The organism is Agrobacterium sp. GW821-FHT02D03 (genome assembly GCF_059421725.1).
This window is the reverse complement of the sequence record NZ_JBWKVN010000002.1, coordinates 114,027-129,725: the sequence shown is the minus strand read 5'-3', so window position 1 is coordinate 129,725 and position 15,699 is coordinate 114,027. Positions and strand designations below refer to the sequence as shown.

Genomic DNA, 15,699 nt, shown 5'->3' with positions numbered 1-15,699 from the left:
ATGTCGTTATCGCACAGCCGGTGACCACTTTTGCGCGACCTGCTTCAAGCCTCACTGCCTCGCTGAATGCGTCGAATTCCCACGCTCCAAGGCTTTCGCAAAAGATTAAGCAATCTTGAGTAGGAGTGGTGCAAGAGAAAATTATGGTGTTGAATGGCTACCGAACTAGATCTTCCGACTGTTCTTTTCCTCCAGAAGACGTCTTACATCGCGGGTGCCGTGACCTTAGGATACTTGCGACTAAGCTTTTCTGGGGAACGAGGCGTTGGACTGCTCGCTGCAAGCTTCCTAATCCTGGCGGCGGGCTCTACCCTGGCCGGATATGCTGAGCTCTATCCCGCTCTCTATGGCGTTCTTAGCCTCATAAACATAGCCTTTGGCGTTCTCGGGTATTGCCTGCTGAGTGCAGCCTTTGTTCTCGTCAGCAAGCCGAAGCGGAAATTCCATCCCTGGCTTGTCTTCGTGCCTATGCTTGGGGTCCTGTTTGCAGGTCTCGTCACGCAATTTCATCTGAATAATACCTACCGGGCCGTAACCTTTACGTCCCTGGGATTTCTGGCATTTGCTGCGACGGCAGTGGTCGTCATGCGCGACGCTCGTCGTGAACCGCTGCCTATCCGAAAGTTGGTTGCTGGGACGCTTGCGGCTACCAGTCTTCTCTCGTTAGCGATGGCCATCGAGTTCTGCTTCAACACATTCCCGATACTGGGAATTGTCGACGGATTTTCTCTGATGATCATTTCCAAATTCGTCTTAGCAGTTTCGATCGTGATTTTTATTAGCGAGCGTCAGCAGACCGAGATCAGACAGTTGGCCAATCGCGATCCACTGACTGGTCTCTACAACCGTCGTGCATTTGGCGAGATCGTGCCGAGCAGCCTTCAGGAAGGGGACGCCATCCTCTTTCTCGACATAGATCACTTTAAGCAATTGAACGATCATTTTGGGCATGCCGCGGGTGATCAGGTTCTCGTCATGATGGCCCAAGCGATCCAGTCGACCACGCCGCCTTCAGCTTTGCTGGCACGCCAAGGCGGCGAAGAGTTTGTTGTTTTCCTTCCAGCAGAGGTTGGTGACGCCAAACTCCACGCAGAGCGAATTCGAAAGACGGTTGCGGACTTGCATTTTCCAGCGATTGCCTCGGAAATTAAAGTGACCATCAGCGTCGGGATCGCTAGGGCATCTCGTCAACGGGCGGGGCTGTCAGAAGTTTGTCGTCAAGCCGACCGGGCTCTGTACCTGGCTAAAACTGGGGGACGAAATCGTGTGTGTGATGCTGATCACAGTACCCTCCAGCAAGCAAGCTTCGGTTGAAGCCTCTTGTTCTCGAAACTCTTGGAGCGCCGTGCATCCTTTTGGACGCAAGGCGCTCTAACTCTTTCAACCTACGCATCGTTCTAATCCGAAGATCGAGTTCGGTTTTCGCGCCGATGCTATAGGATGCAATGCTCCGCTATCGCATACCATCTGGGGCTCGCCGTTCCCGGCGGGCCCCGGTCGTCATGCCTCAGGCCGGATAGAGCGACGGTAGCTTCGACGAGGTCTTGCCCTGCGTATTGCCGATCTTGCGGTCTTCCCTTGCAAGGACGTTAAGCCAATCGTGGGTTTTCGCCTCTGCGGCTTCTGCCACAGGCGCGAAGGCGGCTTTTTCCAAGGCGGCAATTGCCTCTCTGGCTGCATCCGTCATGGCAGGGTCACCACCGGCCAGCCGGCGCCAAGCGAGAACACAGCCGTAGGATCTTCGCAGATCGCCGGATTTCCCCTTGCTGATCGCCAAAGCCAGTTGCTTGCGACGGTCGGAAGACGTGTCCGGACGCTCTTCCTGCTTGGACGTATTGGCCGCGACGGGCTGTCGGAGGCTTTCATTGGCGTGCTGCTTTCGTCTGAAATAAAGGGCAACGCCGCCGAGTGCGGCCAGAATCGCGGCGGCCCCCAGTCCTGCAATCATATAGGCGGGCAAGACCTCGGTGCTTTCCGGATGTCCTTGCGGCTTGACCGGAGAGGCAGGTGCGGCTTTTTGCGCCGCCGCGGTTTGGTTGGCAGGTGGTATCGTTCCCTCGGCCTTGATGACCTCGCTTGGCAGAGTGGCCGTCTTTGCTTCTCCCGAGACACTGTCGGTCCAGTTCACCTTGATCTCCGGTAGCGTTATCTCACCACCACGGGTTGGCACGACGGATACGAGAAAGTCCTTTCTCGCCACGGTGCCGTCAGCCGTTTGATCCTCGCCCGTCTGCGTGTCATCAAGATAAATGCGCGCGCCATCCGTGTTTTCGAAGGACAGGTCGGGAAGCTGAACTGTGCTCGCACCAAGCGCCAGCAGGCTCACGCGCCGGGTTACCGCTTCTCCTTCCTTGAAGACCGGGTGTTCGGGAGACCATTTGGCGGTCAGTTTGACGTTCTTGGCGGGCAGAAACCACTGGTGCTGCCCGGAGGCGGCGTTGGGATCTGCGCGGACCGTCAGTTTGATCGGTTCGGAGCGGACGGCAAACGGTTTTCCGCTGTCGAACATGTCGTTGAACATGGACGAGGGGAAGCCCGGGAAGCCCTGGAAGTCTGCGAAGGGATCGCGGCCCCGCGCTGAAGGGTCCGCGACCGAGCCGCGCAGGACGAAGGGGGGAATTTCGATTGCACCCTTTTCCTGGGGCTTGAGCATATAGGTGCGCTCGATGACGTTCACCGTCTGCCCATTCCGGGTGGCCTGGCTCACCCTGTCTTCTCCGCGTTGAACGAGTTCGAATGCGCTTGATTGCGGTGCAACGAGTTCGGCGCTCTTTATCGGCGCGCTGGTCTCGATCCGCACGGTCAGCGGTGTTTCCTGAAACAGGAAGGGGCTGCCGTCCTTGAGGCTTGCGGAAAGGTCGATTGCCGAGGTGCCGGTGGCTTTGGGCATGGAGCCCGCATCCACCACCTTGATAGCGACCGGTGAGCTGCTCAGGCTTCCCGCGGTTATTGCGGGAATTTCCAGTGTGCCCATCGACTTCGGTGACAGGGACACGATCCAGCTTTCGCTTTGGGACCGCTTTCCGTTGATGATTTGCGTCGACGAGGACTGCGATGTGCCCAGGACTTCAAAATCCTTCTGCAGAGGCGTAAGGTCCGGGCTTGCATCCGCCTGGCCGTTGGTCGTCAGCGTCAGCTGAAACGTGTCGCCTTGCGCCACCGTGCCGCTGTCCACGCGGGCGGATAGCCCTGCGGCGAAGGCAGGAACGGCAAGCGCAATCGAAAGAGCAGCAGCGCTGACTGTGGTCTTGAGGCTATTGAAATTCATAGTTCTGCTTCCTCTTAGTTGGAGCCAGACCGAAGCTGGGCGTAGTGTTGACGAATACGGGCACGCAGCAGGCCGGACGGATCGTCAGGAACTTCGCGCAACTGTTGCTCGACTGCCTGATCGACGACCGGAGCCCCGGGTACGGAGGCCTTTACCCGCTCGCCGCCCTTGTCGGTGCCATTGCCTTCCAGGACACTGGACAGCATTTTCGAAAGAGGGTTTTCACTTTCCTTGCCGGCTTGTCCGCTTTGGTTGCCGGAAGCGCTTGCCTGCTGACGGGCCTTGGCAGCCTCCTGTGCGGCCTGGTCCGCCTGGGCGAGCCCCTCGGGACCGGTCTTGTCTTGCTGCTGGCCTGCCTGCTCGCTGCCACTGTCCTTACCCTTCGGCTCGGTCGCAGAGGCATCCTGCATTTGTTGCTGGCCAGCACCCGCGTTTTGATCCTTGGCCTTTTCTGCTTCAGCCTTTGGAGACTGGCCGGCTTTTGCCTGATCGGAGGGTTTTGATGCATCGGCCGATGCCTGGTCTTTGGGTTGTTCACCTTTCGACGCGCTTTGCTGGTTGGCGCCTTCCTGCGACTTTTCAGAGGCCTGCTGCTGGTCCTGCTTTCCGGACTGACCCTGAGATTGCTGCTGATCCTGCTTTTGACCGTTGCTAGCGGATTGCTGTTGCTGGTCCTTATTGCCGGAACCACCGGCCTGCTGCTGTTGGTCCTTTTTATTCTTCTGGCCGGATTGTCCGCCGTTTTGTTGCTGGGAATTCTCCGAAGCCTGCTTCTGGTCCTGTTGGCCACCTGCGCTCTGTTGCTGCTGCTGGCCTTGCGAACCGGACTGCTGATCTTTTTGATCCTGCTGGCCGGACTGACCCTGAGATTGCTGCTGATCCTGCTTTTGACCACTGCCACCAGACTGTTGCTGTTGGTCCTTTTTGTCGCCTTGGCCAGATTGCTGCTGCTGCTTGTTTTTCTCCTGTTCCTGCTTTTTCTGATCGTCGATCAGCTTCTGGACGAGATCACGATTGTGCTTCGTGTCCGCATCATGAGGGTTGGCAGCCAGCGCCTGGTCATATGCGCCAAGCGCCTCCTTCAGCTGGCCGGATTTCGCAAGCGCATTGCCGCGATTGTAAGCACTCTCGGAAAAGTCCTGAGCCGCTGCCGCGTAGTCACCCGCGCGGTAGGCTGCAGTGCCACGCCAGGAGGGTGTCTCGAACTTGCCAGATGCCGTGTTGAAATCTCCTGATGCGAAAGCCTTCTTGCCTTGCTGGTCGGAGGTTGACCATAGGTCCTGCCAAGTCCCTGCATGGGCCTGCCGTGTCGAAAGGCCGGGCACGAAATTCAGGCATACGATCAGTCCGATGGCGAAGACCAGGCCGCGCCGGAAGGCAAAGGGCAGAAGCAGGACCGGCAGGATCAGGAGCCAGTAGCCCATGTCGACCCAGCTGTCGGCTTTAAAGTCCTGAGCTTTGCCCGCGGCTTCAGCCTTTTCGGTCTTCGGCAGGATGCGGTCCAAATCGGTGCTGTTTGCGGTCACGCCAGAGTAGACACCACCACCTGCCTTGGCGACTGCGCCAAGAGCTTCCGCATCAAGCGACGTCGTTACTTTTTCGCCGGAGCGATCGGTAATGGCCTGACCGCCTGCCGTCTGTAACGTGGCTCCCTTTTCTGTGCCGACGCCGAGAACCGAGACGGTATAACCGGCTTTGCGTGCATCGGCTGCTGCCTTTTCAGTTGCTGCCGCATCACCGGCATTATCGGCGAGCAGCACGATTTTACCCCGCGTTGCATTCGCTCCCTTCAGGACGGAGACCGCCTCCGAGACAGCAAGATCCGGCCTGTCGCCCAGTACGGGCATCAGTTTGGTGGAAAGGTCGGGGATCATCTGAGAAATCACTTTGTTGTCGCTTGTCAGAGGTGCGGCGACGAAGGGGATGTCCGAATAGATGACCAGTGCGCGCTCATCGCCTTCTGTACGGGCGAGGACGTCGCGCAACTTGTGGACCGCACTGCGCAAACGACTCGGCGACAAATCGTCTGAATTCATTGATTGCGCCAGGCTGAGAACCGCAACCACGGGCTCTCCACCGGTAAAGGAGGGAACCTCAGCCTTCTGCCAGGTCGGCCCTGCGAGCGCCGTGACCAGGACAACCAGCATGGCCGCTGCCACCGATGGCAGGAAGCGCGATGCGCGGGCTGTTGCGCCGCTCATGGCCAAGTAACGGAGCAGGTGCGCATCGACATATTTGCCCCAGTTGCCGCCGGTGGCGCTCTTGCGGGACCGCATGACGAGCCACAGAAGAAGGCCCGCCGGGATCAATGCCCAGAACCATTCCGGGCGCATGAAGTGGAACAGATTGGTTTCCATGTCAGGCTTCCTTGTCTACGGGACCCTTGTACAAAGGGCGGTTTGTGATGAAGGCCGGAACCGTAGCGATCAGCACGGAAAGGGCGGCGATGAGGAGAGCGAGACCGGCCGGCCAGAAATAGAGGGCGATTTCGGGGCGCACATGCACCGGGTCGGCGCCGATCGGCTCAAGCTTGTCGATGGACCGGTAGACCTGAGCCAGGCCGTTGACGTCCGTCGCCCGGAAATATTGGCCGCCGGTCAGGTCCGCGATCTTGCGCAGGGCGCCTTCGTCAAGGTCAGAAGATGTGACCATCTGGCGACCCATCGCGGTGTCGACGGCCATCGGAGCTCCGCCAACGCCGATCGTGTAGATACGGATTCCCAGTTTCTTGGCGAGCTCGGCTGCCCGGATTGGGTCCATTTCGCCTCTGTTGTTCGCGCCGTCCGTCAGGAGAACGAGAACACGTCCTTCGGCAGGTCTGTCCTTCAGACGGTTCAAGGACACCGCGATGGCGTCACCAATTGCCGTCTGCTGACCGGTCAGCCCGACCTGGGCCTCATCGAGAAGCTTGCGGACGGCCTCCCGATCAAATGTCAGAGGCGCTTGCAGATAGGCGCGATCCGAAAAGAGAACCAGGCCAACGCGGTCACCCTTGCGGCTTTTAATGAAAGCATCAGCCGCATCCTTGACCACGTTGAGGCGGGTGGTGGGCCTGCCGCCGACGGCGAAATCCTGCTCGGCCATGGAACCGGAAAGGTCGATAGCCATCATGATGTCGCGTCCTTCGGCAGGTAGCGGCACTTCCGGTCCGACATAGGCCGGACGGGCGAGCGCCGTCACCATCAGCAACCAGACAAGCGAAGCAGCAGCGAGCTTCCACCACGATGTCGAGGTGCGGTCTGCCCGACCTCCCAGGTCCCGCGACAGGCTGGCAAAGAACGGCACTTTCAATGCACCGCCCAATCCCTCGTCAGCGGGTTTGAGGAAATAGCGCAGCACGAAGGGCAGCGGCAGCAGTAGAAAGGCAAATGCCCAGAGAAAGGTAATCATCCGTTCCTCCTGATCCAGGTGGCGGTCTCGGCGCGCAGCGCCTCCGGTTCGAAATTCTCATTGGCCGGCGGACCGTAGGGACCGGTGGCCAGAAGCGTCGCACTGTTGCTGCTCATTCCGTATTTGCCTTCCATCAAAAACGCGCTCCACGCCTCGCCGGTCAAAACATCGGCCCCGGCCGAGCGGCGGCGGGCAACCCGTCGCAGCAGGGAAGAGATCTGCGTAAGAAATTCGTCCGGCTTGTCAGGCTTGATCGCCTCAAGCTCGCGAAGTGCCAGAAAACGAGCGCTCTTGCGGCGCCTCAGGCTCCAGACGAGGGCGACCACGCTAAGGATGCAGACAAGGGCGATGAGGGCCCACCAACCCGGCGCAAGCGGCCACCAGCCGATTGGCTGAGGCAGATGAATGTCGCGAAGCTGAGCAAGCTCAGCCTGCATTTGTGGAGTGAGTTGCGTGCTCATGCTGCCATACTCCGGTTGAGATGCGGATGGAGGATCCAGGAGGGATCATCCGGTGTCTGCAGGAAATGGCACACCATGCCGTGGTGCCGGCTGACGGTTTCCAGCCGCTCTTTGCGCGCCTCGAATTCATGCGCGTAGCGTTCGAGTTTGCGTCCGCCAAGCGCCGAGACGGCCAAGGCATGTTCGCCATCGGTCAGGCGTCCGCCGCGCGGTGGTAGAGCGGCATCGAAGGGATCGCTGACGTGGATGTTGGTCACATGAGCATTCACCGCCAGATGCCGGAGCTCGGTCTCCGCTTCGTCACCAAAATCGGAGAAGTCGCTGATAACGAAAGCCAGAGTTCCTGGCCGATTGCGGTGACGCAGACGGCGCAGGGCGTTCGCCAGGGTCGCCTCCGTGCCCAAAGGCCGCTCGAGTCGGGTTTCTTCCGACAGCGCTTCCAGAAGTCCAAGCACCGAGCGCCGCGTTCTGGCCGCGGGAAAGTCCCGCAGACCGTCGCGCGTCATCACAAGGCCGCCGACACGATCGCCGCCGTCATGTCCGGTCCAGGCCATCATGGCAGCCACTTCGGCTGCCAGATTGGATTTGAATCGGTTTCTGGTGCCGAACTGCATCATCGCGCGCATGTCGGTCAGAATGACGATTGGCCTCTCCCGCTCCTCCTGGAAGAGCTTTGTGTGGGTTTGGCCCGTGCGAGCAGTGACCCGCCAGTCGATGGATTTTACGTCGTCGCCCGGCTGGTACAGACGGCTTTCGGCAAATTCCATACCGCGGCCGCGATAAACGGAGCGGTTGGCACCCCATTGATGGGTCGCGACGCGACCGGATGGTGCAAAGCCGGTCAAGCCGCGCTGTGGCCGCACCCGAACAAGTTCGGGCAGGGTCGCGACAATGCCTTTGAGGTCTTGGTCTGTCATGACGGTCTCCCGACTGTTCAAGCAACAGGAACCCTGTCGATCAGGGCATCGATGAAGGCGTCGGCGGTTTTGCCTTCCGCTTCGGCCTCAAAGCTCAAGATGATGCGGTGACGCAGTACGTCATGCAGGACGGCCTGCACGTCGGACGGAGTGGCGAAATCCTGACCGTTCATCCAGGCGTGCACGCGAGCGCAACGGTCGAGAGCGATGGTCGAGCGGGGCGAAGCGCCATAGGAAATCTGATGCGCAAGGTCGGCGCCGTACATCTGGGGACGACGGGTCGCCTGGATCAGCTGAATGATGTAGTCGGTCAGCGCATCCGAGACATGGGTTTTCAGAGCCGCCTGCCGGGCCTCGAAGATCTCCCGTTGAGACACCCGGAAGGTAGACTTCACAGTTTCGGCCATGGCCTCGCCGCGTACGATCCGCAGGACCTCTCGTTCGGCTTCCGGAGAGGGAAAGTCGATCTTGACATGCAGCATGAAACGGTCGAGCTGAGCTTCCGGTAGCGGATAAGTGCCTTCCTGTTCAATCGGGTTCTGGGTTGCCATCACCATAAAGAGTGGCGGTAGACGGTAGGTCTTACCGGCAACTGTGACCTGGCGTTCGGCCATGGCTTCTAGGAGCGCCGACTGCACCTTGGCGGGTGCGCGGTTGATCTCGTCGGCAAGGATCAGGTTGTGAAACAGAGGACCGGGATGGAATTCGAAGGTTCCCTTTTCCGGGCGATATATCTCGGTTCCCGTCAGGTCGCTGGGAAGCAGGTCCGGGGTAAACTGGACACGGCACGGCTCGCCTTCGATAAGCTCCGCCAAGGTGTTGACGGCCTTTGTCTTGGCAAGGCCCGGTGCGCCTTCCAGCAGAATATGTCCATCACCGAACAGGCCGAGAAGCAAACTGTCGATGAACGTCTCCTGGCCGACAATACGTTTGTTCATTTGGTCGCGGAGCGCATCGACAAGGGCGTTGTTCGAGCGGGCTGCGGTTCGAAGTGTATTCATGGTCATCAGAGTGCCTCGCATTCGGGCCCGGCCTTTTGCCGAGGCGCCGCGGTTTCAGGGTCAAGACTTCGATGGAAGCAAGAAACCGGCGAGGGGCAGCTACAAGGCGTCCGTTCGCCACTTTGGCGACGTAAGCATGCAGTGCAATCTCCTCGGGATATGCTGAAGAGGGAGCAGTTCTTCCAGCATGGACGGCCCGAGTCGGCTCTTGCTTTCACGGTTCATTTCCCGAAGTCGATGAACAGCTAAGACACTAGGCGACGCAGTTTGAGGCAGCTTGCCGCGTTCTATAATTATTGTTGAAGTTGGCGCTTGGGGAACGAGACGGTGACGCGCAAGCCCGGTTTATCAGCGCAGGCGGGATCGGTCGCGGAAAGCGTGATGACGGCTTGATGGTGATCGGCGACCGCCTTGACGAGCGCAAGGCCGAGACCGCTGCCCGGCTTGCTGCGGGCGCTGTCGAGCCGTTTGAACAGGTCGAAGACCTCGTTGTGTTGACCGGCGGGGATGCCGCCGCCGGTGTCCTCAACGATGAGGTCGATCGTCTCAGGCCTGTCCTGAAGGCGAACCCGGATCGAAATGCCGGAGCCTCCATGCACGATGGCATTTCCAACAATGTTGGCGAGCATCTGCTGCACCATGCTCTTGTCGCACAAAAGCAGGTATTCTTCGGTTTCCCCGACCTGGAATTCGAGCGTTTGCCCGTTCTCCTGTGCGAGCGGTGCGAAGAATTCGAGCGTATTCTCGACGAGACCGCGAAGGTCGTTCAACTGCATGTCCTTGCGTGGCGAGCCGGCGCGGATGCGGGTGATGCGGAGAATTGTGTCGATGATCTCGTTAAGCGACCCGGTCTCGTTGAGTGCCCGCTCGACTTGCGGGTGCGGATCGCGGCCGGCCTCGATTGCGTCGAGTGCATCGTTCAGCAAAAGCCCGACGCGGGCGAGCGGGGTTTTCAGATCGTGGGCGATCGCAGTCGTTGTCGCGCGCATGCTCGCCATCAGTCGGGAGAGCACATCAAGGTTGGCGTTGATCTGAATGGAGATGCGGTCGATCTGATCCTTTCTCTCTACGATCGGTACGCGCGCATCCGATTCGCCGCTTGCAACGCGCCCGAGAACGCCTTCGATCAACCTTAGTTTCGAAAAACTCTTACTGCTTGCCAACAGACCCAGAACCAATGTTCCGAAGGTCAACAGCAAGGTCATGACCACGAGGCCGGCAATCATGTAAACGCGCATCTCGTCCACGGCCTTGAGATTTCGGCCGACCACAAGCGTTGCATCGTTAAACTTCTGGACCGATACCACAAAATGGCCTTCGCTCCCTCGGGTCGAGAGGGATTGCAGCGTGGTGTCGCGGACACCGATGAAGTCCGGCATGGTGAGATCGGCACCTGCCAGGTTGACCCCGTTTTTATCATAGACTGCGGAGATGCGGTCCTGGCTGCTGACAAGGTTGCTCAGCGTTCCGATTGCCTTCACCAAGCCGTCGCGTCCCTCCGCGGAGTAGACGTCGCTCAGAAGGACAGCCTCCTCCAGGGTCTGCTGCTCGGTGGCATCGCGCAGGGTCTTGGTCACCGATCCGATGAAGAGCGTCCCGCCAAGGCTCATGAGAACAAGAACGCCTATCGCGACCTTGGCTGAGGTCCGAAAGGAGCTACCGGACATAAGATCAGTGAGGCGCACGTATCCGGTATCCCATGTTGCGGACGGTTTGGATCAGCGCTGTATCGAAGGGCTTGTCGATCTTCTGGCGCAGTTTGCTGATATGGGTCTCCACGACGGTGGTTCCCGGATCGAAGGAAAAATCCCAGATTTTTTCCAGGATCATCGTCTTGCTTACGACCCGGCCCTCGGCCTCCATCAGAAGTTCGAGCAGCGCGAATTCCTTGTTCTGCAGATCGATGACTTGCCCCTGGCGGACCGCGACGCGTCTGAGAAGGTCAAGCTTGAGATCGTGGCAACTGAGCTCCGTCTTCTGGCTGTTCTCTTTCGGACGCCGGGACAGGGCATGAATGCGGGCGAGAAGCTCAGAAAAGTGAAACGGTTTGACGATATAGTCGTCACCGCCTGCCATCAGCCCCTCTACCTTGTCTTCGAGGTCGGAGACCGCGGTCAAAAAAATGACCGGCAGCGAACTTTTTGACGCTCTGAGCGCCTTGACCACAGAAAGCCCGTCGAGGCCAGGCATCATCCTGTCGACGATTGCAAGATCGCAGCTGTTGTAGAGGCAATAGGTCAGCGCTTCGCGACCGTCGCTCACCCAATCGACCGAGAACCCCTGTTCGATGAGACCTTTGCGGATATAGCCCGCCATCGTCTCATCGTCTTCTGCAACCAAAATCTTCATCGCCCGGACTTTCGGTTTGAACACCCTGGCTTGTTGCTGACGAGCAATTGCGCTTTGCCAAGGGTGCCGGAGCGGTAGGTTTTCAAGCGTCGGGCCACTCCAAAAACAATCACTCTCGTTCGGTAAGGGTTGATACCATCCTCAGGAAGAAGCCAGGGCATAACGCGTCCAATTTCCGATGCTTTTCCGGGCATTTGTAACATCGCCACTGGAGTACGGCTATCGTATCCCGGCGGATTTCTTACGTTTTAGCAGACCTGGATGTTAGGCCCGTGGCGTTGCCCCAAACGGGCTTTACGCGTCAGCGTGACGGGCGCAGCACTTTTTCGTTCGATATCGCCGTCAATCCTTGTTGCTCCAGTACCACGCAACGTATTGCTGCTTCCGGTCACGGTCCTTCTCAGCAAGATAGCGCTTGATAGTGCGAACATCCGATTTCTCGCCGGCAAACCAAACGAATGTCTCCCGCGAGGTTTGATCTATTTCCGCTTTCAATCGCTCGACAAGGCTTCCGCTGCCTTCTTGCGGATAGGTAGACCGATGCAGCCATTCGACTGAAACTGGTTCACCGTGGCTGATCGCTTGCTCTTCCCCGGCATCCTCGACTTCGATGATCGCCTTTATCGTGGTACCAACCGGTGCTTCCTCCACCATCCTTGCGATTGCTGGCAAGGCGGTTTCATCGCCAGAAAAGAGGATAGACTTCGCTGCCGGCAAACTGCCACCTCCCGGACCCATCAGCGCCACCCGTTGCCCAGCTTCTACGTCTCGCGCAAAGTCGGCGCCGGGAGTAGCGACGCCAGGCTTCGGATGCTGGAGAAAGTCGATGCTGACGTGGTTGGCCTCTTGATCCACCGAACGTATCGTATAGACGCGCACAAGAAGTTCGTCTTCGCCTTCTGGCCAGCCAATGCGGCCGTTTTCCTGCAGCTTTGGCCAAACCGGTACCCGGCCGACGGGCGGAACGAGCACACGCACATGCATGTCGCCACCGACAAACGGGGTTACATCGTCTACCGCCAGAATGACCCTCCGCATGCGCGGCGTAACAATCTGGGAACCGACAACCGTTGCCTCGTGAAAGCCGGGTGGGCGAACCTTTGGCGCTGGTATTGACCATTCGAGAGTGAACGGTTCATCGCCGGCGAAATAGAACAGGTGCTCGGCAAACATCGTGCGTGTTGCCGCGAGCATTTGGTCGTTCTCTGTTCGAATTTCGATCATCAACCGCTCATCGGCGGTGGTTACATCGATCGCCCAATCCTCAGATCTGAGCGATGCACCTTGCTCCGATGAAACGACGTCGGAGTGCTCAACGAAGTGCTCGCAGATCTCGGCAAGCATTGCGTTGACGTCAGCGGGGTAGGCGACACCGGAAAGGGTGGAGAGGTGTAGTGCGTTCATGATCTTGCCTGCATAAATGGAACGTGACGGGCTTGCATATGATGGCGACCGATCGGGAGCATCATCGGTCGGCCTGATGTCGGATCGAGAAGGATCTGGCTCTCCAGTCCGAAGACGTTTCGAACCAGATCCTGCGTCAGCACAGTTTGGGGCGGGCCTGCCACGAAAGGCCGCCCTTCCAGCATGGCGACAAGGTGGTCCGCGTAACGCGCAGCGAGGTTGAGATCGTGAATGACCATCACGATGGTCGTGCCGCGCATCCGGTTCAGGTCGGTCAAGAGGTCGAGGACATCGATCTGATGGCTCACATCCAGAAATGTGGTCGGCTCATCCAGCAGCAGCACTTCGGTCTGCTGCGCGAGTGCCATCGCAATCCAGACTCGCTGCCTTTGGCCGCCAGACAATTCATCGACGGGTCGGTCTGCCAGTTCCAGGGTTTGCGTCGCCACCAGCGCATCGGCGACGGCGCGGTCGTCGTCTTTGGTCCAGGACGCGAAAAGACCATGATGGGGATGCCGTCCCCGGCTGACCAGATCCATGACCGTAATGCCTTCGGGTGTAATGGGTGATTGCGGCAAAAGCCCTAGCCGCTGTGCAAGCTCTTTCGTTGGCAGCCGGTGGATGGCACGCCCGTCGAGAAGTACCTCGCCCTGTTGCGGCGCGATGAGGCGCGAAAGGGCCTTGAGCAGCGTGGACTTCCCGCAGGCGTTCGCCCCAACAACGGCAGTTATCTGGCCGGAAGGAATAGCGAGGTCCAGACCCTTCAATATCTGCTTCTCACCATAGCCGGCGGACAAGTTTGCGGCCTCGAGGCGGGGATCAGTCATGAGGCAGCTCCTTGGCGGTTGCTTCGAATGATCAGGATGATGAGGTAGGGCGCCCCGAGTGCGCCAGTCACGACACCAACAGGATATCGGCTGGGCAAAAGAAATTGCCCGACAAAGTCACCTGCCAGAACCAGCGCTGCGCCAATCAGTCCGGCGGGAAGGAGGATCGAATGGCGGCGTCCAAATATGCCAGCGGCAATCGGACCTGCCAGAAAGGCAACAAAGGCGATCGGTCCGGTTATGGCAGTGGCTGTTGCAATCAGTCCCACGGCGGAAACGATCACCAGAAGGCGGGTTGATGAGACGTTGACGCCAAGTGCGGTGGCTGTGTCTTCACCGGTTCGCATCACCTCAAGATCACGTGCCTTAACCAGAAGAACGCTGCCAAAAATGAGAAGGGCGAGAAGCAGGGGACCTACCATGTCGAGCTTTGCGCCATTCAGGCTTCCGGTAAGCCATCGCATGGCTTCCTGAAGACTGAAGGCAGGCGCGCGTGAGAGGATATAGACGATCATGCTCTCAAGCATGGCGGAAACACCGATGCCAACAAGAATGAGCCGAGTCCCTGAGACGCCGTTGCGATAGGAAAGGCCATGGACAAGCAGTGCCACTGCGAGGCCTGCCACCACAGCAAAGACGGAGGCGGCAGGACCGCCTATGCCGAGAATGACGATGGAGAAGACAGCCGCCGCACTGGCGCCCGACGTGATGCCGATGATGTCGGGGCTTGCGAGCGGATTACGCAAGAGGGTTTGAAATGCCGCTCCGCCCAACCCGAAACTCATACCTGCGACCAGACCAAGCACTGCGCGCGGCAGCCGCAGCTGGCCGACAGTGAAGCCTGCGCCCGGCACGGTTTCGCCCGCAAGGATGCGGATGACATCTGAAAAAGGGACATATGTTTGGCCAAAGGTGAGGGAGCAGCAAAATCCGGCGAGGATGGCCAGCGCCATGATGGCCAGCAGCACGTGGCGACGTCGAAGGTGGCGGTTCCGGCTCTCTCTGATCGATCCACCAGCAGGCGGGTGGGTGGACGCGTAAATCATAGTTGCTTCACCTTCTGTCGACGGACGATGAAGATAAAGAACGGCGCACCCACCAAAGCGGTCACAACGCCCACTTCCAGTTCGGACGGGCGCGCGGCCAGGCGACCGACAATATCGCTCACTGTCAGAAGGATCGCGCCGCCAAGTGCGGAGAATGGAAGGAGCCAGCGGTAATCCACACCGACCAGAAGCCGGCAGACATGTGGAACCACCAGACCGACAAAACCTATGGGCCCACACACGGCGGTTGCCGCGCCGCATAGTATCACTGCGCCGACTGTCGCGGTAATCCGCGCGACGGCTACGTTTTCTCCGAGCCCGGCAGCGAGTTCGTCGCCAAGTGCGAGCACGTTCAGCTTTCTGGCGGAGAGCAGGCAAAGCGCGAAGCCAATGATCAGAAAGCCATAAACCGGCTCCATGCGCTCGAAAGTCGCCCCGCCAACGCCGCCGATTTGCCAGGAACGGATTCCACCTGCGATATCTGCCCGCGGCAGAACGATGGCGATGACGAGCGAAGAAAAGGCGATGGCTGTTGCCGTGCCCGCCAAGGCCAGTTTCAAAGGCGTGGCGCCTCCGCGCCCCATTGAGCCGATCGTATAGACGAAGATGGAGGTTGCTGCCGCCCCGAAAATCGCCAACCATATGAAACTGTGAGCGGAGCTTATACCGAACCAGGCCACCCCGACGACAACAGCAAGAGAAGCGCCCGTGTTGATTCCCAGAATACCGGGATCGGCCAGGGGATTGCGGGTGATGCCCTGCATCACAGCTCCGGCCAATCCGAGTGAGGCACCCGCAATCAGCGCCAGCACCGTCCGCGGTATTCGCGTCGCCACGGCTGCCCGATCCAGAGTGGACGTGTCCCCCGCAATCGCAGCCAACACCTCGAACGGCGCTACATCACGCGTCCCTACCATAAGAGAAAGGATGGCCACAATGGTCGCGACCACGAGAACCGCGACGAGACATACGAGGTTGGTGTGCCTTGGCAGGGTAGGCGTCGGCTGCTGAATCAAATGCAGCATACGGCGGGCAT

At 59.2% G+C, this 15,699-nt stretch carries 13 protein-coding genes; 1 reads left to right on the top strand and 12 read right to left on the bottom strand.

All coding sequences use genetic code 11. From position 1 onward, the window contains the following. The first annotated feature begins 153 nt into the window (after positions 1 to 153). Positions 154 to 1,314, top strand: a complete 1,161-nt coding sequence (locus tag AC07U5_RS14120; protein ID WP_494723376.1) for a GGDEF domain-containing protein — start codon at positions 154 to 156, stop codon at positions 1,312 to 1,314. A gap of 193 nt (positions 1,315 to 1,507) precedes the next feature. Here the strand turns inward: AC07U5_RS14120 and AC07U5_RS14115 are convergent, their stop codons facing one another. The 12 genes from AC07U5_RS14115 to AC07U5_RS14060 form a co-directional block, all read right to left on the bottom strand. Continuing rightward, a complete protein-coding gene (locus AC07U5_RS14115; protein WP_494723375.1) occupies positions 1,508 to 3,268 on the bottom strand; it encodes a BatD family protein in 1,761 nt (586 codons plus the stop codon). Positions 3,269 to 3,282: 14 nt separating this feature from the next. Beyond that, positions 3,283 to 5,625: a tetratricopeptide repeat protein gene (locus tag AC07U5_RS14110; protein ID WP_494723374.1), complete on the bottom strand. Its 2,343-nt coding sequence runs from the start codon at positions 5,623 to 5,625 to the stop codon at positions 3,283 to 3,285. 1 nt (position 5,626) lies between these two features. Then, entirely contained in the window at positions 5,627 to 6,658 is a 1,032-nt protein-coding gene (locus tag AC07U5_RS14105; RefSeq protein ID WP_494723373.1) for a vWA domain-containing protein, read from the bottom strand. Beyond that, positions 6,655 to 7,119, bottom strand: a complete 465-nt coding sequence (locus AC07U5_RS14100; protein ID WP_116494403.1) for a DUF4381 domain-containing protein — start codon at positions 7,117 to 7,119, stop codon at positions 6,655 to 6,657. The genes AC07U5_RS14105 and AC07U5_RS14100 overlap by 4 nt, the downstream gene beginning before the upstream one ends. After that, entirely contained in the window at positions 7,116 to 8,036 is a 921-nt protein-coding gene (locus AC07U5_RS14095) for a DUF58 domain-containing protein (protein WP_062426830.1), read from the bottom strand. The genes AC07U5_RS14100 and AC07U5_RS14095 overlap by 4 nt, the downstream gene beginning before the upstream one ends. Positions 8,037 to 8,053: 17 nt before the next feature. Further along, a complete protein-coding gene (locus AC07U5_RS14090; protein ID WP_321191319.1) occupies positions 8,054 to 9,043 on the bottom strand; it encodes an AAA family ATPase in 990 nt (329 codons plus the stop codon). A gap of 287 nt (positions 9,044 to 9,330) precedes the next feature. Beyond that, the gene (locus tag AC07U5_RS14085; protein WP_494723372.1) at positions 9,331 to 10,647 is read right to left on the bottom strand and encodes a sensor histidine kinase; all 1,317 of its coding nucleotides are present in this window, start codon (positions 10,645 to 10,647) and stop codon (positions 9,331 to 9,333) included. Between the two features lie 61 nt (positions 10,648 to 10,708). Beyond that, on the bottom strand, positions 10,709 to 11,386 hold the full coding sequence (locus AC07U5_RS14080; RefSeq protein ID WP_494723371.1) for a response regulator transcription factor: 678 nt from the start codon (positions 11,384 to 11,386) through the stop codon (positions 10,709 to 10,711). A gap of 342 nt (positions 11,387 to 11,728) precedes the next feature. Beyond that, positions 11,729 to 12,790: a DUF2218 domain-containing protein gene (locus tag AC07U5_RS14075; RefSeq protein ID WP_494723370.1), complete on the bottom strand. Its 1,062-nt coding sequence runs from the start codon at positions 12,788 to 12,790 to the stop codon at positions 11,729 to 11,731. Further along, positions 12,787 to 13,617 carry an ABC transporter ATP-binding protein gene (locus AC07U5_RS14070; RefSeq protein ID WP_494723369.1) on the bottom strand — a complete coding sequence of 277 codons (831 nt, stop codon included), beginning with the start codon at positions 13,615 to 13,617 and terminating at the stop codon, positions 12,787 to 12,789. Before AC07U5_RS14070 ends, AC07U5_RS14075 begins: the two co-directional genes overlap by 4 nt. Next, a complete protein-coding gene (locus AC07U5_RS14065) occupies positions 13,614 to 14,663 on the bottom strand; it encodes a FecCD family ABC transporter permease (protein ID WP_494723368.1) in 1,050 nt (349 codons plus the stop codon). The genes AC07U5_RS14070 and AC07U5_RS14065 overlap by 4 nt, the downstream gene beginning before the upstream one ends. Continuing rightward, positions 14,660 to 15,688, bottom strand: a complete 1,029-nt coding sequence (locus tag AC07U5_RS14060; RefSeq protein ID WP_494724242.1) for a FecCD family ABC transporter permease — start codon at positions 15,686 to 15,688, stop codon at positions 14,660 to 14,662. The genes AC07U5_RS14065 and AC07U5_RS14060 overlap by 4 nt, the downstream gene beginning before the upstream one ends. Between the last annotated feature and the right edge of the window lie 11 nt (positions 15,689 to 15,699).